General features: G+C 38.0%; 20 protein-coding genes. 7 read left to right on the top strand and 13 right to left on the bottom strand.

Going from position 1 to position 17,179, the window contains the following annotated elements; all coding sequences use genetic code 11:
- Positions 1-5: 5 nt before the first annotated feature.
- Genes EAL87_RS06045 through rho form a run of 3 tightly spaced genes read right to left on the bottom strand, consistent with a single transcriptional unit; the run spans position 6 to position 2,993 of the window.
- On the bottom strand, positions 6-860 hold the full coding sequence (locus EAL87_RS06045; protein WP_120913693.1) for an SEL1-like repeat protein: 855 nt from the start codon (positions 858-860) through the stop codon (positions 6-8).
- 11 nt (positions 861-871) lie between these two features.
- On the bottom strand, positions 872-1,639 hold the full coding sequence (gene murI / locus EAL87_RS06040) for a glutamate racemase (protein WP_120913691.1): 768 nt from the start codon (positions 1,637-1,639) through the stop codon (positions 872-874).
- A gap of 37 nt (positions 1,640-1,676) precedes the next feature.
- Complete coding sequence (gene rho, locus EAL87_RS06035) at positions 1,677-2,993, bottom strand: transcription termination factor Rho (RefSeq protein WP_120913689.1); 1,317 nt, start codon at positions 2,991-2,993, stop codon at positions 1,677-1,679.
- A gap of 265 nt (positions 2,994-3,258) precedes the next feature.
- On the opposite strand from rho, the gene rpmE reads away from it, so the two are divergent.
- From rpmE to EAL87_RS06010, 5 genes are read left to right on the top strand one after another with little or no spacing between them, the layout of a single operon-like run.
- Positions 3,259-3,462, top strand: a complete 204-nt coding sequence (gene rpmE, locus EAL87_RS06030) for a 50S ribosomal protein L31 (RefSeq protein ID WP_000715278.1) — start codon at positions 3,259-3,261, stop codon at positions 3,460-3,462.
- Between the two features lie 24 nt (positions 3,463-3,486).
- On the top strand, positions 3,487-4,350 hold the full coding sequence (gene rsmI, locus EAL87_RS06025) for a 16S rRNA (cytidine(1402)-2'-O)-methyltransferase (protein WP_120913687.1): 864 nt from the start codon (positions 3,487-3,489) through the stop codon (positions 4,348-4,350).
- Positions 4,351-4,362: 12 nt separating this feature from the next.
- Complete coding sequence (rlmB, locus tag EAL87_RS06020; RefSeq protein ID WP_120913685.1) at positions 4,363-5,046, top strand: 23S rRNA (guanosine(2251)-2'-O)-methyltransferase RlmB; 684 nt, start codon at positions 4,363-4,365, stop codon at positions 5,044-5,046.
- Positions 5,047-5,058: 12 nt separating this feature from the next.
- A complete protein-coding gene (locus EAL87_RS06015; RefSeq protein WP_120913683.1) occupies positions 5,059-6,024 on the top strand; it encodes a sialidase in 966 nt (321 codons plus the stop codon).
- Positions 6,021-6,842, top strand: coding sequence for a hypothetical protein (locus EAL87_RS06010; protein ID WP_120913681.1), 822 nt, complete (start codon positions 6,021-6,023; stop codon positions 6,840-6,842). The genes EAL87_RS06015 and EAL87_RS06010 overlap by 4 nt, the downstream gene beginning before the upstream one ends.
- Before the next feature lie 71 nt (positions 6,843-6,913).
- Here EAL87_RS06010 and EAL87_RS06005 read toward each other — a convergent pair whose 3' ends face one another.
- The 7 genes from EAL87_RS06005 to EAL87_RS05975 form a co-directional block, all read right to left on the bottom strand.
- Positions 6,914-7,351 carry a hypothetical protein gene (locus tag EAL87_RS06005; RefSeq protein ID WP_120913679.1) on the bottom strand — a complete coding sequence of 146 codons (438 nt, stop codon included), beginning with the start codon at positions 7,349-7,351 and terminating at the stop codon, positions 6,914-6,916.
- A 496-nt stretch (positions 7,352-7,847) separates the two neighbouring features.
- Positions 7,848-8,786, bottom strand: coding sequence for an acetyl-CoA carboxylase carboxyl transferase subunit alpha (gene accA, locus EAL87_RS06000; protein WP_001029385.1), 939 nt, complete (start codon positions 8,784-8,786; stop codon positions 7,848-7,850).
- A 22-nt stretch (positions 8,787-8,808) separates the two neighbouring features.
- Positions 8,809-10,047, bottom strand: a complete 1,239-nt coding sequence (locus tag EAL87_RS05995) for a beta-ketoacyl-ACP synthase II (RefSeq protein WP_033756460.1) — start codon at positions 10,045-10,047, stop codon at positions 8,809-8,811.
- Between the two features lie 101 nt (positions 10,048-10,148).
- A complete protein-coding gene (acpP, locus tag EAL87_RS05990; RefSeq protein ID WP_001163106.1) occupies positions 10,149-10,385 on the bottom strand; it encodes an acyl carrier protein in 237 nt (78 codons plus the stop codon).
- 229 nt (positions 10,386-10,614) lie between these two features.
- Positions 10,615-11,358: a 3-oxoacyl-ACP reductase FabG gene (fabG, locus tag EAL87_RS05985; protein WP_120913677.1), complete on the bottom strand. Its 744-nt coding sequence runs from the start codon at positions 11,356-11,358 to the stop codon at positions 10,615-10,617.
- Positions 11,359-11,396: 38 nt separating this feature from the next.
- A complete protein-coding gene (gene rpsU / locus EAL87_RS05980) occupies positions 11,397-11,609 on the bottom strand; it encodes a 30S ribosomal protein S21 (protein WP_001117778.1) in 213 nt (70 codons plus the stop codon).
- A 100-nt stretch (positions 11,610-11,709) separates the two neighbouring features.
- Entirely contained in the window at positions 11,710-12,960 is a 1,251-nt protein-coding gene (locus tag EAL87_RS05975) for a hypothetical protein (RefSeq protein WP_120913675.1), read from the bottom strand.
- 173 nt (positions 12,961-13,133) lie between these two features.
- Between EAL87_RS05975 and EAL87_RS05970 the strand changes: the two genes are divergently transcribed.
- Positions 13,134-13,379, top strand: coding sequence for a ribbon-helix-helix domain-containing protein (locus EAL87_RS05970; protein ID WP_000418876.1), 246 nt, complete (start codon positions 13,134-13,136; stop codon positions 13,377-13,379).
- Between the two features lie 22 nt (positions 13,380-13,401).
- Here the strand turns inward: EAL87_RS05970 and EAL87_RS05965 are convergent, their stop codons facing one another.
- Together EAL87_RS05965 and dapF are read right to left on the bottom strand one after the other, a co-directional pair.
- Positions 13,402-14,049, bottom strand: coding sequence for a YkgB family protein (locus EAL87_RS05965; protein WP_001148292.1), 648 nt, complete (start codon positions 14,047-14,049; stop codon positions 13,402-13,404).
- A gap of 112 nt (positions 14,050-14,161) precedes the next feature.
- Entirely contained in the window at positions 14,162-14,983 is an 822-nt protein-coding gene (gene dapF / locus EAL87_RS05960) for a diaminopimelate epimerase (RefSeq protein WP_120913673.1), read from the bottom strand.
- 114 nt (positions 14,984-15,097) lie between these two features.
- Between dapF and EAL87_RS05955 the strand changes: the two genes are divergently transcribed.
- Positions 15,098-16,144: an AI-2E family transporter gene (locus EAL87_RS05955; protein ID WP_120913671.1), complete on the top strand. Its 1,047-nt coding sequence runs from the start codon at positions 15,098-15,100 to the stop codon at positions 16,142-16,144.
- 137 nt (positions 16,145-16,281) lie between these two features.
- Here EAL87_RS05955 and EAL87_RS05950 read toward each other — a convergent pair whose 3' ends face one another.
- Complete coding sequence (locus tag EAL87_RS05950; protein WP_162972664.1) at positions 16,282-17,154, bottom strand: radical SAM/SPASM domain-containing protein; 873 nt, start codon at positions 17,152-17,154, stop codon at positions 16,282-16,284.
- Positions 17,155-17,179: the final 25 nt, after the last annotated feature.

Raw genomic sequence — 17,179 nt, 5'->3', positions numbered from 1 at the left:
ACAAACTACAGAGCTTCCATAGCTTTTTCATAGCCAAATTCTGCGGATTTTTGCAAGAATTTTTTAGCCCTACTTTTTTGTTTTCTGGTGCCAAGCCCTTCTTTATAAGCGATCCCAATTCTATAAAGGATTTCCCCCATTTGTTGTTTGAGTAAAATAATATTGCTTGAAATTTCAGCAATATCTTCCCAAAGAAGTGTCTTATCTTTGATTTGAGTGGATTTCTTAACAAGTATTCCAAATTTCTTTCCAAATTTTATAGGATTCGCGCTCAAACCTGAAAGATCAATGAATCGCGATCCAATAAGCATACTAGTGAACGCAAGGTTTGGTAATCTAAAATTGTTAGCAAAATAATTTGTGCTTTTATTAGAAAACATGCGAACCACATGCCTGTAAGTCTTGAGCGCTTGTTTCAAATCCTTTTTCATCCCTAAGCCTTCTGCTTGCATGCGTCCTAAAATAAGAGCGCCCCCTAACAACCCGCTCCCATACCCTTTGATAGCGTTTTGTGCATAGAATTGCGCTTTTTTGTAATCCACTTTCACGCCCTTTCCCTCCAAATACATTTTGGCTAAATAAACGCTGCCAAGCCCAATGCTGTATTCTTGCGCCAATTTAAAATCCTTAAAGGCTTGCTGGTATTGGCCTTGATTAAAATGGTCTAAACCATTTTCAAAATAATATGTCTTATGATTTCGCGCAATTTCATCCCATTGATTTCGCGCCCTTTCATCCCAATCATCACTTATGCTAATATATTCATCAGCTATACAAAGTGAAAACGGCAACAATAAACCCAATAAAAGCAATAAAGGCTTTAAAAAAGAGAGAGTGGTGCGGTGAAAATCTTTAAACATGTTAGATCCTTTTACAATTTGAGCCATTCTTTAGCCTGTTTTTCTAGCCAGATCACATCGCCGCTCGCATGAAATTCCACTTTAGGGAATGCGTGTGTATTTTTCTTAAGGGTGTATTTTTGCTGCAAATATTCCACAATAGCATCGCCCGAATGGATGAGTAGGGGGGGCGTTGAAAGGGCAAAATGCCCCATAAAATAGCCCTCAATTTTTTGAGCGATTAAGGGAAAATGCGTACAACCTAAAATAATCACTTCAGGTAAGATCTTTAAAGGAGTGAAATAATAACGCATGCAAGTTTCTAGCAATTCGCCCTCTAAAATACTTTCTTCAATCAAAGGCACAAAAAGAGAAGTGGCTAAATGCGAAACGTTCAAATAGCCTTGTTGTTTCAGGGCGTTGTCATAAGCGTTGGATTGAATCGTCGCTTTTGTCCCTAGCACTAAAATAGGGGCGTTTTTATCTTTTACTTGTTGTTTGATCGCTAAAATGCTTGGTTCAATCACGCCCACAATAGGGATTTTGGAATGCTTTTGCATCTCTTCTAAAGCCAGAGCGCTCGCTGTGTTGCATGCCACAATCAATAATTTAATCTGGTGCGGTTTGAAAAAATCCAAAGCCTCTAATCCAAATTGCTTGATCGTGGTGGGGTCTTTAGTGCCATAAGGCACTCTAGCGCTATCGCCATAGTAGATGATTTCATCAAATAATTGCGCTTTTAAAAGGCTTTTTAAAACGCTAAACCCTCCCACACCGCTATCAAAAACGCCTATTTTCATGACACTTTTTTTAATTTAATGGGATTAATTAGGGATTTTATTTTTCATTCATTAAATTTAAAAATTCTTCATTGTCCTTAGTTTGTTGCATTTTAGAATACACAAAGCTTAAGGCTTCTATATCGTCCATTTGTTGCATCACATTCCTTAAAACCCACACTTTAGTCAAGCGGTCTTTGCCAAGCAGGATATTATCTTTTCGTGTGCCGGATTTTAAAATATCAAAGGCTGGGTAAATGCGCCTGTCCGCAATATTCCTCGCTAAAACGATTTCGCTATTCCCAGTGCCTTTAAATTCTTCAAAAATCACCTCATCCATTCTAGATCCCGTTTCAATCAACGCCGTAGCGATAATCGTCAAACTCCCGCCTTCTTCAATATTCCTTGCGGCTCCAAAAAAGCGCTTGGGCCTGTGCAAGGCGTTCGCATCTACGCCCCCACTTAAAACCTTACCGCTTGAGGGCGTTACAGCGTTATACGCTCTGGCTAAACGGGTGATAGAATCTAATAAAACCACCACATCTTTTCCCATTTCCACTCGCCTTTTAGCCCTTTCTAGGACTAATTCAGCGATTCTTATATGGTTGTTTGCGGGCAAATCAAAAGTGGAGCTAAAAACTTGACCTTTAACGCTTCGTTGCATATCCGTAACTTCTTCAGGGCGCTCATCCACTAAAAGGATAATCAATTCCACTTCAGGGTGGTTAGAAGTGATGCCTTGGGCGAGTTCTTTCATCAGCTCTGTTTTCCCGGTTCTTGGGGGTGCGACAATCAAAGCCCTTTGACCTTTCCCCACAGGGCTGAATAAATCCAGCATTCTGCCGGTAACTTTAGTGGGTTCGTATTCTAATTTGATTTGTTCATCAGGGAATAGGGGGGTTAGATTGTCAAACAAAGGGCGGTTTCTGATTTCATCTGAAGGCAAATAATTGATGGCTTCTATTTTTAAAAGGGCGTAATATTTTTCCTGGTCTTTGGGGGATCGCACTTGACCGGTAACAATATCGCCATTCCTTAAAGCAAAACGCCTGATTTGAGAAGGGCTGACATAAGTGTCGTTATGCCCGTCTGAAAAACTCCCATCAAACCCTCTTAAAAAGCCATAGCCATCAGGCATGATTTCTAAAATCCCGGTAAAAAGAATGTATCCGCCTTGCGTAACTTGGGTTTTTAAAATTTCAAATATCAAGTCTTGGCGCTTGAATTCTTGAGGGTTTTCCACTTTGAGCTTGTTAGCGATTTCTAAAAGCTTTTCAGTAGGGTAGGTGCGTAAATCTTCAATGTGATAACCGCTCACTGGCGTGTGTGTTTTGACTTTATGCGGATTCTTGTGCGTAGGCGCATTTTCGTTCATTAAATTTCCTTTTAACAAAAAGAGATTTCTAGTTTGTTGCAATTAAGATAAATACAAAAAGCAAATAAGGCAAAAAATGGTGTAACCAACAAGATACTTAAAAGTTAAAATGGTGGATGCCACAAGTGTTGAATTTCGTAATGCTTTGCTATGCTATCATAATTTTTTTAACAAAGTCAAATTTTATTTTAACTTTAGAGTGGTTTTAATTTATTGTTACTTATGCTATAATTTTAAGTTTAAATTTAAAAATAAAGGATACTTGATGAAAAAAGGCATTCACCCCGAATATATCCCATGCAAAGTTACTTGTGTAACGAGCGGGAAAGAAATTGAGGTTTTAAGCACCAAACCTGAAATGCGTATTGATATTTCTAGCTTTTGCCACCCTTTCTATACCGGTAGCGATAAGATCGCTGACACTGCAGGGAGAGTAGAGAAATTCAAGCAACGCTACAACTTGAAGTAACTCTTTTAAAAAGCGTGGCTTTTTGTGCTGTATTTTTTGCCCACTCCTATAGGTAATCTCGCTGACATTACGCTACGCACTCTAGAAGTTTTAGAGCGTTGCGAGGTTTTTTTATGCGAGGATACAAGGGTGAGTAAGAGGTTGTTGCACTTGCTCGCGCAAAACCCTATTATCAGCCATTCTTTCCCTAATATCGCTACTAAAAAAAGGGAATTTATCGCTTTCCATTCGCACAATGACCAGGAATTTTTAAACCAAATAGAGCCTTCTTTTTTTGATAAAGAAATCGCTGTGATGAGCGATGCGGGCATGCCAAGTTTGAGCGATCCAGGCATGAGTTTAGCCGCTTACGCTTTAAAACACAACATTCAATACGATGTTTTGCCTGGGGCTAATGCGCTCACTACGGCGTTTTGCGCGAGCGGGTTTTTAGAAGGGCGGTTTTTTTATGCTGGCTTTTTACCTCATAAGAGTAAGGAAAGGCGCTTAAAAATTGCTAAAATTTTAAACGCTTTGGCGTATTTAGAAGAAAAAACCCCGGTGGTTTTTTATGAAAGCCCGCACCGATTGTTAGAGACTTTAAAGGATTTAAACGATGTGGCTCAAGGCATGCATTTGTTTGCGGCTAAGGAGCTTACCAAACTCCACCAGCAGTATTATTTGGGAGAAATTTCTCAAATCACAGAGCGGTTGCAAAAGAGCAATATCCAAGGGGAGTGGGTTTTAGTGCTTTTGAATGAAAAGAAAATAGAGCCTTGCATGGGGCTATCAGCGTTATTGGAGTTGGATTTGCCTCCTAAAATTAAGGCTAAAATTGAAGCCGCTATGACGCAAAAAAACGCTAAAGAGCTTTATTTCCAGCGTTTGTTAGAAGAAAAAAATCAATAAAAGGGGTTTAGCATGCAAGCAGTGGTTTATGGCAAGCAGGTGATTACGCACCTTCTAAACTCTCACAAAGAAAAATTGCAAGAAATCTATCTTTCTAAAGAAATAGACAAGAAACTTTTTTTCGCGCTCAAAAAAGCATGCCCTAATATCATCAAAGTGGATAATAAAAAAGCGCAAAGCTTGGCTAAGGGAGGGAACCATCAAGGGGTTTTAGCTAAGGTGGAACTGCCTTTAGCCGTTTCTTTAAAAGAAATTAAAAAAGCTCAAAAACTTTTGGTGCTTTGCGGGATTACGGATGTGGGGAATATTGGGGGTATTTTTAGGAGCGCGTATTGCTTAGGAATGGATGGCGTTATTTTAGATTTTGCTAAAGAATTGGCTTATGAGGGGATTGTGCGATCCAGCTTGGGGCTTATGTATGATTTGCCTTTTAGCGTTATGCCTAACACATTGGATTTAATCAATGAATTGAAAACGAGCGGGTTTTTGTGTTTGGGCGCGAGCATGCAAGGCTCTAGCCAAGTAGAAAATCTATCCTTAAAAAAATGCGCTCTTTTTTTGGGGAGCGAGCATGAGGGGTTGTCTAAAAAAATCCTTGCTAAAATGGATATGATATTAAGCGTAAAAATGCGAAGAGATTTTGATTCGCTCAATGTGAGTGTGGCAGCAGGGATCTTAATGGATAAAATCAACTAGGTGGTCAATTGAATGGAACAGAATAAAAAAAGTTTGGAAAATTTAGATCTTTCTGATGTTCAAAACATTTCTAAAGACATTTCTGGTGCGGCTTTAGAAGAATTATCGCTTAAGACTTTGAATAAAAATTTGCAAATTTTAAGAGAAATTGGCATACAAGAAATTTGCAAGGCGACTAAAATCGCTTCTAAAAATATCCATTCTATCTTGGAAAAGCGCTATGAGTCTTTATCAAGGGTGCATGCTAGGGGTTTTATACAGATTTTAGAGCGCGAGTATAAAATTGATTTGAGTGCATGGATGAAAGAGTTTGACAGGGTGTGCACGCTTAAAGAGAGCGTGAGCGAAGAGCCAGATAAAGAAACAAACCCCAAAGAAGCAACCAAAAACCCTTTGAAAGTTGAAATAGATTACAGCATCAATCAAGCTAATATCAAATTATCTAAAGGATTGTCCAAATGGAAACCCTTTGTTTTGGTTTTAGGGGCGGTTGTCATTGTTTTGGCGGTCGTTATCATTCAAAACATTTCTTCTTTAAAAGAAGAAAGAGAGCGAGAAAATGCTATTAAATCCGGCACTAAAAAGAGTTTTTTCAATAAAGCTAATCCCACAGAAGAAAACAAGCCAGAGATAACGCCTAAACTAGAAGAAAAACAAACAGAACAAGACAAGCAAGAAAAAGAAGCGATCAAAGAAGATCCTAATACCATTTATATTATGCCTAAACGAGATATTTGGGTAGAAGTGATTGACTTAGATGAGAAGAAAAACTCCTTTCAAAGAGTTTTAAAAAAAAATTACCCTTTAGAGGCCAAAAACCACCGCTTGTTGTTGCGTTTTGGGCATGGGCATCTTAGTCTTAAAAACAACCATCAAGAACAAGATTATAACGACGGCAAAACCAAACGATTTTTATACGAGCCAAATAAAGGTTTGACACCCATCAATGAGTCTCAATACAAAGAACTTCAGCAATGAAAAATCTTTTTTTAGCTTTTATTGTTGGGGGAACGCTATTAAACGCTGATGCTTTAAACGATAAGATTGAGAATTTAATGGGGGAGCGGGCTTATCATACGAACAAGCTTTTTTTAGAGCGTTTGTTTAAAAATCGTAAGGATTTCTATACAATGGGGCGTTTGGATTCCTTAAAATTGCTCAACACTCTCAAAGAAAACGGGCTTTTGTCTTTTAATTTTGACAAGCCAAGCATGTTGAAAATCACTTTCAAGGCTTCAAGCAATCCCCTAGCGTTTGCTAAAAGCATCAATAATTCTTTGAACATGATGGGGTATTCGTATGTTTTGCCTATTAAAATGCAAAGCTCTTCAGGCGAGAATGTTTTTTCATACGAGCTTAAAACGGAATATGTTTTAGACCCTAACATTTTGATAGAGACGATGAAAAGGCATGGTTTTGATTTTGTGGATATTAGGCGCATATCCTTGAAAGAGTGGGAATACGATTTTTCTTTACAAGAAGTCAAGCTCCCTAATGCGAGAGCTTTAGTTTTGAGCAGCGATCCTGTGGAGTTTAAGGAAGCGAGCGGGAAATACTGGCTGAGCGTGAATCAAAACGCGTATTTAAAAATAAGCTCTAATAACCCTTTGTGGCAACCCAAAATCATTTTTTATGATGAAAACTTAAAGATCGTTCAAATCATTGCGAAAGAAAACAAACAACAAGAAATCGCTCTTAACTTGCTTGATGGCGTGCGTTTTATCCATATCACTGATGCGAAAAACCCTATCATTTTAAAAAATGGGATTAGCGTGGTTTTTGATGCGACGCCTTAAAGCAGGGGTAACCCTTATCCAATTGATTGGAATATAAGAAAATACGCTTTTAGACTTAAAAAAAGAGGACCTTAATAATAGCGATCCACCCAATATTTACCAAAAAAAATCTTTTGTATCACACAGCCCACCAATAGATCAGCTCCCGCTTCTATAAAAAGGACAGCCCACCAATTAATAAAGCCAAACCATACAAAAAATAAATGCGCTGGTAAAGCGCCAAGCAATAGTGAAACGCCGCTCACAATAGAAATTCCAAAGCGGGTTTTAAGGATTTTACTTTTTTTGCCAAACGCCATGTCCGCTACAAATTCCCCACTAAAAGAAATCAAAAACCACCAAATCAAATGTTCAGGCATCAATAACCAAGCAACTGCACTACTTCTATTAACCGCTGTAATGACAAGAAGTGAGAAAAAATACACGCTTGCAGATGCAAAATGCCTGCCCCTATCCCTTAAAGACCAATTCCTAGAAAAGCGGCTTTTGATTTTTTCATATGTAACCATGGGATTTCTTTCTTTTTTAAAATACCATTAGACCTAACTTTTGTATTGTAAAATAAGAATGCTTTCATCCAATACGCTGATCATGATGATTGTTTTTTTATATTCAAACAAAAGGAGAGAGATAGCAGATTGGTAACATAATGATGTTTTTTATATTTTTTACAAACTATGTAAAATATTCGCCTTTTTCTAAAATGATAGCAAGTGGTGAAAAATTTGGCTTTGTTTTTATTGAGCGTTGGTTATAAAAAAATATTGCATTTTTTAAGATTGGATAGTAAAGAGATTGATTTTATCAAGCGGTATTTTTAAAAGCGGTCTTTAGGGGGATTTTAGTTGGGGAATTATTTCAAAATACCCCTTATTTCTTTAAGTGAATGAGTTTAAAATAAAGTTTAAACACACAATTTTAAAAGTTAAAGAACTAATTATCAATATCTCATTAACGCAAAGTTTTTTATAGAACTTCTTTATTATATTTTAAAATTTATGCTTTTTAATTCATGCCCTCCACAAACGAACCAAGCGACATCAATTTTTGATAGCGGTTGTCAAGGAAATGAGGGTCTTGTTGGATAGTCCTTAGAGCGTCTAAAAAATACTCTTTGATCGTATTGGCGGCTGAAAATTTGTCTCTATGAGCCCCTTTGCTAGGCTCTAAAATAATATCATCAATAAGCCCCGCCTCCTTTAAGTCTCTAGGCGTGATTTTCATCGCTTTAATAGCCACTTCAGTCTTGCTAGGGTCATCCCAAAGAATCGCTGCGCAGCCTTCTGGGGATATAACGCTAAAAATGGAATATTCCATCATAGCCAATTTGTCAGCTACCGCAATCGCTAACGCACCACCACTACCCCCTTCACCGATAATTACAGAAATAGTAGGGACTTTTAAGGAAGCGAACTCTTGGAGGTTTTTAGCGATCGCTTCACTCTGGCCTCTTTCCTCTGCACCAATTCCCGGATACGCCCCGGCTGTATCCACAAGCATTAAAATAGGCAAATTAAACTTTTCAGCAAACTTTGCCATTTTCAAAGCTTTACGATAGCCGCAAGGATTGGGCATGCCAAAATTTCTTAAGAGCTTGTTTTTAGTCCCTCTGCCTTTTTCTTCTCCGATCACCACAACCGGAACATTATCAATTTTCCCTATAAAACATACGATCGCTTTATCATCGTTATAGTGCCTATCCCCAAAGACTTCATACTTATCCTTTAAGATGAGATCAATGTAATCCATAGCGTAGGGTCTGTCAGGGTGTCTCGCTAATTGGAGTTTTTGAAAATCAGTGAGATTGGAGTAAATGCTTTTAACTTCCTTATCCAATCTTTTTTCTAAGATTTCTTTAGCGTCCTCATCGCCTCTAATAAGGGCTAATTCAATTTCATTTTGAATCTCTTTAATATGATTTTCAAAATCTAAATAAATGGCCATTCAAAATCCTAACTTTGTAAAACTAGGCTTTTTTGAAAATCACAACACCATTAGTGCCACCAAAACCAAATGAGTTGCTCATCACTGCATTTACTTGTTTTTCTCTGGCCGTATTAGGGATATAATCCAAATCGCATTCTGGGTCAGGCGTTTCTTGATTGATAGTAGGAGGTAAGATCCCTTGATTCATGGCCATGATAGAAATAACGGCTTCTAATGCGCCCGCAGCGCCTAAACAATGCCCAATCTGCCCTTTAGTGGAGCTGACGGGAGGGACTTTTTCTTTAGAGCCAAACACATTTTTTAGAGCGATGCTTTCATACCAATCGTTATAATGCGTGCTAGTTCCATGAGCGTTCACATAGCCTACTTCCACTTTCGCCATTTCTAAAGCCATTTTCATGGCTCTAAAAGCCCCTTCGCCCTCAGGGGCTGGGGCTGTGATGTGGTTAGCATCGCCGCTCTCGCCATATCCGGCAAATTCTGCATAAATTTTCGCCCCTCTTTTTTTCGCGCTCTCGTATTCTTCAAGCACCAAAGCCCCAGCACCTTCGCCCATCACAAAACCATTGCGATCCTTATCAAAAGGTCTTGAAGCTTTTTTAGGCTCATCATTCCTTGTAGAAAGGGCTTTAATGCTCGCAAACCCCCCAATCCCTACAGGACAAATGGTAGATTCCGCTCCCACGACTAGCATTTTATCAGCCCCATTAAGCAAAATGGTTTTAACAGCTTCAATAATGGCATGAGTGCCAGCTGCACAAGCCGTTACGCTAGAGAGGTTAGGCCCTTTAATGCCAAACTCAATGGAAGTGAAACCTCCAATCATATTCACTAACGCAGAAGTGATAAAAAAGGGATTGACTTTTCTAGGGCCTTTTTCAAAACAAAAAATGGAATTCGCTTCAATATTGCCTAACCCGCCAATTCCAGAGCCAGAGCTTACGCCCATGCGGTTTGCCAATTCTTCAGGGCATCTATTGTGAGCGTCTAAAATCCCACTATCTTTCATCGCCTCTCTTGTGGCTTTCAAGGCTAATTGAATGAAACGACCTGCCTTTTTAACATCTTTGGGATTCATCACCTCTGTAGGGTCAAAGTCAGTGATTTCCCCAGCAATACGCACAGGAAACGCACTCGCATCAAAACTTTCTATGTTTTTGATACCGCATTCCCCTTTAGCGATCGCCAAAAAAGAATCTTCTTTATTTAAACCTAGCGAATTGATCATTCCCATTCCAGTTACTACAATCCGACGCACCAATAGCTCCTCATTTCAAAAACTTTCACTCAATAAAACTAGATTTTAGCTAAAGCTAAATTTTTACTAAACCTGGAGACAAACGCTCCAAGTTAAAAAGATTAAGCTAGTTTATTATCCTCAATATACTTCACCACATCGCCCACATTGACGATTTTTTCCGCTTGTTCATCAGGAATTTCAATACCAAACTTTTCTTCTAACGCCATGATTAACTCCACGACATCTAAAGAGTCCGCACCCAAATCCTTCACAAATTCCGCTTCTGGCGTAACTTGTGCCACATCCACATTCAACTGCTCAGCAATAACTGCCTGAATATCTTCAAATAAAGCCATGATTAAAACTCCCTTGTCTTGTAAAAATTAAATCAACCATTATTGGAGCGTTTATTTTTGCTCCAAAACATCTAAAATTCTATACAACAAATAAATTACAATGAGAAATAATATTAAGTAAATAATCCCCATTTGACAATAACCTCTTTGTTTTAGAATAACCTCATAATGTTAGCATGATTTTTGCTACTTACAAACTTTTATCGCTAAAAGAACCCTTTGTTTAGGACTACATATAAAGCCCGCCATTGACTTTGAGAGTCTCCCCAGTGATGTAACTAGAGTGATCGCTCAAAAGAAACGCTACCGCTTCTGCCACTTCTTTAGCAGACCCTAGCCTGTTTAAGGGAATATTTTTAATATAATCCGCTTTGACTTCATCTTTTAAAGTGGCGTTCATGTCGGTTTCTATAAAGCCTGGCGTTACACAGTTAAAACGGATATTCCTTAAAGCTCCCTCATAAGCAAAGGACTTGCTCATCGCAATCATTCCCCCCTTACTCGCTGAGTAGTTTGTTTGCCCCATATTGCCTCTTTCACCAATGATAGAAGCGACATTAACCACGCTCCCAAAACGGCTTTTGCTCATAATTTTTAGGGCTTCTCTGCAACCTATAAACGCTGAAGTGAGGTTATTTTCTATGACATGGTGAAAATCTTCTGTTTTCATTTTGATTGCTAATTTATCGCGCACGATACCAGCGTTATTCACCAAGTAAGACAAACCCCCATCGCTTTGGACAATGGTTTGTATCGCTTCAATAAAATCGCTTTCAGAAGTCGCATCAAATTTAATGACAGCTACCTTATAGCCTTTTTCTTCAAGCTTATTTTTCAAAGCGTCAGCCACTTCAGCATTGCTGCGGTAATTGATCCAAACTTTCAGCCCCATAGAAGCGAGAGTTTTGGCGATTTCAGCCCCAATGCCTTTAGAAGCTCCCGTAATAAGAACATTTTTCCCTGTGAATTGCATTCTTTAATAATCCTTAACTTTTAAATTCGTTCAAGTTCTTATAGTCTTGATTCATAACGCCTTAACATATAAAGACGCTTTAAAACTTTCTTTTTAGCGCTGATTTTTTGTTTTTTACGCTTTTCCGTTTTAGACTCAAAGAACCTTCTTGCACGGCATTCTGTTACCACCAGATTGCGATCGGTTTGCTTTTTAAACCTTCGGTAAGCTTCATCAAACGCATCGCCTTCTCTAACCTTAATCCCTGGCATACTGCTATCACCTCTTTTCCATAGCTTAAAATCATTGCTTAACAATGGCTACAAACGAAATAGCATTATATAAGACGAATTAACTGGTTGTCAAGAATTTTCACTTTTTTCTAGCGATTTTGTTAATAAGGTTATAAGGATCAAAGGCGACCGTCATATACACTTGGTAAGATTCTGACCAAGGCAAGCTCCTATCAAAGCCTCCACGCATCGCATTAAGCACGAAGTTGATCCGAACAGACGCAAAGTCGTTTTTCCAATTGTAATAAAAATCAAAACGATTGTATAAATTAGCTTGAAAGAATGGCACGCCACGATAAATGGGCGTGGGGCAATAAGAGGGCGTGCAATACATTTCAACATATTGGTATTGGTTATAAAAGGGCATCTCTGGGGTCTTGGCGAAGAAAAATAAATTGTGGATGCCAAAGCCTTTGTATTGAATCTCCACATCAAATTGCCCGCCCACGCTATTGATAAAAGGCACATTGTTGTGGATTTGCCTTAATCGGCTTGATTCAGAAACCATGCCAAAACTGGCGTTGAGCTTTTCCATAAAGGGGGCGATGTCTAAAAGGCTTGTCCCTATGTAAGCGTTAAAATAAAGGCGATCCATGAGATAAATATTATTGCTATCAATCGCCTTTTTTTCATTAAATTTCATGCCATCAGCCCCATTCAAAAGGTATTTGTCTTCGTTATGGAACAAGACAAAATACCCTCCAATACCCAATAAATCCTTAAAGAAATTATAAGCGACAGAGCCGTTCATTTGAAACCTGTCCATTGCGTTCCCATAAGGGTTTCTCCCGAATTTACAAGTGTTATAACAATTGCCTCCAAACCAATCTAGCATGAACTCCGCATGCCCATAATAGGGTTTTGAAGGCGAATAATGGTTTTGAAACTGCAATAAAAACCCTCTAGCGTTGGGATCTATAAACCAATAATAAGGGGCAAAAATATTCAAACCATACCTCCCTAAGAGGTTTTTTCTAGGAAAGATGCCGCCATAAAAAGTAAAACGTTTTCCCCTAGCCTTATAATACATAGTAGGCCCCCAACGGTAGGGAAAATTAGTGCTGTAGTTATGGAAATTTTGAAAAAAATACGCCCCTACAGTCAAGCTTTGCTCCACACCTTTTGTATAAAATTGGATCCCAAAATTTGGAGTCAAACGGGTTTTAAGATTGGTGTTAGTATTGACCCAATAAGGCGTTGAGCCTTCATGGTCCATGATAAACATATTGAAACCCAGATTGTATTTAAAAATATTCCAATCAAAAGCGTAAGAATTAACCGCTAACAAACAGACTAAAAAAGAATGTTTTAAAAAGGTGTTTATGGACACTTGTTACCCCTATGTCATCATTATTTTGATAAAAAAGCTTATCTTGTAACAAATGGGTATTCTAGCACATCTAAAAATATTTTTCTTTAGATTTAATATAAAATGGCGTTTATTTCATGTTAGAATAGCCGTTATGATGTTACATTACACACTAACTAAAAAAGGAAATTTTAATGGAATTAGGAAATAAAAATATAAAACCCGGTCGCAAGCGTGTCGCTGTAGATGAGTTGAAACGCAATTTTTCAGTTACTTTTTATCTCTCTAAAGAAGAGCATGATGTTTTAAGACGATTAGCTGATGAAGAAGTGGAAAGCGTCAATTCCTTTGTCAAACGCCACATTTTAAAAACAATCATTTACAAAAAAGGCACTAATCAAGATTCTTCTATCAATTATGATTCTTCTAGTAGGCTTTAAGCCTACTTTAAGGCATCAGCTCTTAAGAGCAACACCCACTAGAGCATTTAGTTTTAATCCCAACCGATGAGCGATCCATCAAGCAAAACCCTTTCCCCTCTAAATAGCGTTTCGCATCAAACCCGGCCACAAACAAGCCTCCAGCAAATAACGCCAAGTCTTTAACCACTAACCTTCCAGCCCCAGAAAGCCATGGGAAATGCTGATTGACAAACACTTCTGGCGTTGTGAATAAAAAAGATAGAGTCGTGATCGTCATTCCAGCGACAAGCAAGCCCCCAATCACGCCCATTAAAGGCATCCAAAGCCCTAAAAGCACCAAAATACCTAAGATCATAATTGTGATCCCTAGAGCTTCAGCCACTAAATAAGTGCGGTTTTCTTTATGCCATTCTTTGTTTTCAACGATTTTAGGGTCATCTTGCATTTCTTCTTGCATGGATTGGGATTCAGACATTTTGTGTTGTTTGTATGCGGGTTTTTCAAATTTATACATGAAAGAAAAGAAAGGGGAGTTAGCCACAAAAGGAGCGATTCCTTCGGCTTCATACGGCACAAACTTAAGCCCTCCGATCCAAATAAAAATGATAAAAATAGCTATATGCATCAAATAGCCGCCTAGATTCTGGAGTTTTGTAATCACTTCAAGCAATGATTTTAACGCTTGCATGGTTTTATTCCTTTAGGATATTTTTTATATTGCTAAAAACAACTCGCAAATGATAGCGCATTATGTTTAATTACGACAAAATTATTTTGATTACCATTACAAGAAATAATGATCAAAAACACCCATTTTCAAAAACCCTCATGCCCAAAACACTCATGCCAATATAACGCACCGCGCCTTTATAAAAAATTTCATCATTTTTTAAAGAAAGCTCTAAAGATTCGTTGCTTTTAGGGATGAGAGTGGTCTTTTTAGGCGTGTTATAAAAAATGCGCGCGGCGATAAAAACCGCCGCCATGCCTGTCCCGCAAGCTAGCGTGAAATCTTCAACCCCTCTTTCATAAGTTTGTAAAAAAATCGTCTCTTCATTTTCTATAAAAGCGATGTTAATATTAGCGTTAAATTCATGCCTTAAAGCCCTTAATTCCAGCGCATTAAGGGAATTTAACCATTCTTTATTTTTGACAAATCCCACTAAATGCGGCACTCCTGTATCTATGAGATAGAAAGTAGGGATATGTTCTAAAACGCTGTCGCTAGTAAAAAATTTTTTGCATCTTAAGGCGGGTATGGTATCTAGGATTTTGTAGTTACCGAGATTGCTCTCTATGATATTGGGTTCTTCTATGCAAATAGAAATCTCTCTTTTTCCGGCTAAAAAAACATGGTTTTTAGGGGCTATAGCATGTTGGTAAGCAAATAACCCCACGCAACGGCTCGCATTCCCGCACATGCCAGCTTTAGAGCCGTCTGAATTGTAAAAATCCCATTCGTAGTCATAATCCTTACTCGGTAAGATAACTACAAGCCCATCAGCCCCAAAACCCTCATGCCTATGGCACACCTGTTGAGCTAAATTGGAAAAATCTTTTTTTTTGAAGCTTTGAACGATTAAAAAATCATTCCCGCTCCCTGAATATTTGTAAAACACCATCAATGAAAGCCTTTTTGATTTTAATTATAGGTTAAAAGAAATTTTTTATCCTTAAAAGAGCGTTTTTTAGCTAACATTTGATAACTTTTGGTTCAGTTTAATGGGGATAATTTCATGAAAGCTCAGTATTTCTTTTGGATTCTTTTTTTGATTGGTTTTTATTGGATGATCTATTTATATCAAGATTTTTTAATGGATGCGCTGATCGCTGGGCTTTTGTGTGTGGGGCTTTTTCAAGTGAAAGTTTTTTTGAGTAAGCGCTTTTCTAATGTTATCAGCTCGTTTTTATGCGTTTTAGTTTTAGCGAGCGTCTTGATCGTGCCGTTGTATTTTATTGTTTATAAAAGTTCTAATATCATTTTTGAAATCAACTTTGAAAAATTTTCAGCTCTGATTAAATGGCTTAAAGGGGCAATCACCGAAAATTTATCGCATTTTCCTGCCATTCATGATGGAGTGAGCAAGTTTTTAGAAAATTTTAGTGCCGCTTCCATCACGGGCTATTTGTTGAAAATAAGCAGTTATGTGGGAAAATACAGCTTGAAACTCATTACAGACGCTTTGTTTATCTTGGGGCTGTTGTTTTTCTTTTTTTATTATGGGGAGAGATTTTATCGTTATTTTTTAGGGGTTTTGCCTCTTGGAATCAATCAAAGCAAAAAGATTTTTGAAGAAGTGGCTGGGATTTTACGCATCGTGCTTTTAACTTCTCTCATCACGGTTATTTTAGAGGGCGTGGCGTTTGGGGTGATGATTGTATGGTTTGGGCATGACGGCTGGTCTTTAGGGATTTTATACGGCCTGGCGTCTTTGGTGCCGGCTGTTGGGGGAGCTTTGATTTGGATCCCTATAGCGATTTATGAGCTTTATCATGGGCATGTGAATGAGACGATATTTATCGTTTTGTATTCTCTTTTGTTGATTGGCGGGTTGATTGATAGCGTGATCAAGCCGTTTTTAATTGTCTTTATTAAAAAGAGAATCTTTAAAACCACCCTTAAAATCAATGAAATGCTGATTTTCTTTTCCATGATTGCTGGGATTTCACAATTTGGTTTTTGGGGGATTATTGTAGGGCCTACTATCACGGCGTTTTTTATTGCGTTGCTGCGGTTGTATGAAAATTACTTTATCCAAAACGATCAAAAAGCATGCGAATGATATAAGGGCTCACAACGAAATTTTTAAAAATGATATATAAGAGTGAGTTATAGAAATAACCATTCTTATGAAGAATTTTCAAACACCTCATTCAATGCGAACGCAAATTTAAACCCATATCTTAATAGATACAAATTTTATTTTTTATAGCGGATCAAAGGGTAGGAGCAGTTTTTGCATAAAAGTTCTAACGCTTCGCCCTTTAAAAAATGGGTTTTGATAGCCATAGCTTTTTGGCTCTTTAAAACATCTTTTAGGGGCGTATGGTTTAAATCGCCAAGGTTGATATGAGCTTGCGTGTCCATGCAGCATGGCACGACAACGCCATTAGATAAAATAGCGATTTGCTTGATTAGGCCGTAGCAATAGGGGATTTTTGATTCTTGCTTTAAAGGATTTTGGGCGTTCAAATTCGGCCATTTAAAGGTTTTTTGGATATTCAAAAAACTTTTTTTAAACAAACGAGCGCGGCCTTGCGATTTTAAACCCTCTAAAGAAACGCATTCAAAGCTTTCTAAAAAAGGCTTGATTAAATTCTGGTGTTTGTCAAGGGTGCCATCTTGAATGCGTAAATTCAAAAACACTTCGCTATTTTTTTCACATTTGTAGCGGCAAAATTCTAAAATTTTTTGGATGTAGCGGTGCTGGTTGATTTTGTTATGATGGTCTAGCCCTGCGTCTAAAGAAATAGAGATTTGATAGATTATATCTTGTAAAAACGTCTCAAAGTCGTGCAAATACACCCCGCTAGTAACCAAATCCACTTTCAAAGAAAAGCGTCTAGCGGTGCTTAAATAGTGGTTTAAATTTTTGAGCTTGCAAGGATCGCCTAAGACATGCAAAGTAATCATTTGGGTTAAGGGGGCGGCTTCTTTACAAACTTTTTCAAACAATTCTAAAGGCATCACGCCTCTGATATTTTTAGGGTTAGGGCAAAAACTGCATTGCAACCCGCAAATATCGCTTAACTCTATATAGATTTTTTTAAAAAGTTTCTTGTTGGGTGTCAATTCTTATGAGAAACTAGCAATAAGA

It is taken from the genome of Helicobacter pylori (genome assembly GCF_003636935.1).
Taxonomy (GTDB): Bacteria; Campylobacterota; Campylobacteria; order Campylobacterales; family Helicobacteraceae; genus Helicobacter; species Helicobacter pylori_CH.
Note: the sequence above shows the minus strand (reverse complement) of the source record. Positions and strands in the feature narration are given on the sequence as shown.

Coding starts and splice junctions, on each gene's coding strand:
- EAL87_RS06045 (WP_120913693.1), bottom strand. CDS start 860: ATGTTTAAAGATTTTCACCGCACCACTCTCTCTTTTTTAAAGCCTTTA.
- murI (WP_120913691.1), bottom strand. CDS start 1,639: ATGAAAATAGGCGTTTTTGATAGCGGTGTGGGAGGGTTTAGCGTTTTA.
- rho (WP_120913689.1), bottom strand. CDS start 2,993: ATGAACGAAAATGCGCCTACGCACAAGAATCCGCATAAAGTCAAAACA.
- rpmE (WP_000715278.1), top strand. CDS start 3,259: ATGAAAAAAGGCATTCACCCCGAATATATCCCATGCAAAGTTACTTGT.
- rlmB (WP_120913685.1), top strand. CDS start 4,363: ATGCAAGCAGTGGTTTATGGCAAGCAGGTGATTACGCACCTTCTAAAC.
- EAL87_RS06015 (WP_120913683.1), top strand. CDS start 5,059: ATGGAACAGAATAAAAAAAGTTTGGAAAATTTAGATCTTTCTGATGTT.
- EAL87_RS06010 (WP_120913681.1), top strand. CDS start 6,021: ATGAAAAATCTTTTTTTAGCTTTTATTGTTGGGGGAACGCTATTAAAC.
- EAL87_RS06005 (WP_120913679.1), bottom strand. CDS start 7,351: ATGGTTACATATGAAAAAATCAAAAGCCGCTTTTCTAGGAATTGGTCT.
- accA (WP_001029385.1), bottom strand. CDS start 8,786: ATGGCCATTTATTTAGATTTTGAAAATCATATTAAAGAGATTCAAAAT.
- acpP (WP_001163106.1), bottom strand. CDS start 10,385: ATGGCTTTATTTGAAGATATTCAGGCAGTTATTGCTGAGCAGTTGAAT.
- fabG (WP_120913677.1), bottom strand. CDS start 11,358: ATGCAATTCACAGGGAAAAATGTTCTTATTACGGGAGCTTCTAAAGGC.
- rpsU (WP_001117778.1), bottom strand. CDS start 11,609: ATGCCAGGGATTAAGGTTAGAGAAGGCGATGCGTTTGATGAAGCTTAC.
- EAL87_RS05970 (WP_000418876.1), top strand. CDS start 13,134: ATGGAATTAGGAAATAAAAATATAAAACCCGGTCGCAAGCGTGTCGCT.
- EAL87_RS05965 (WP_001148292.1), bottom strand. CDS start 14,049: ATGCAAGCGTTAAAATCATTGCTTGAAGTGATTACAAAACTCCAGAAT.
- dapF (WP_120913673.1), bottom strand. CDS start 14,983: ATGGTGTTTTACAAATATTCAGGGAGCGGGAATGATTTTTTAATCGTT.
- EAL87_RS05955 (WP_120913671.1), top strand. CDS start 15,098: ATGAAAGCTCAGTATTTCTTTTGGATTCTTTTTTTGATTGGTTTTTAT.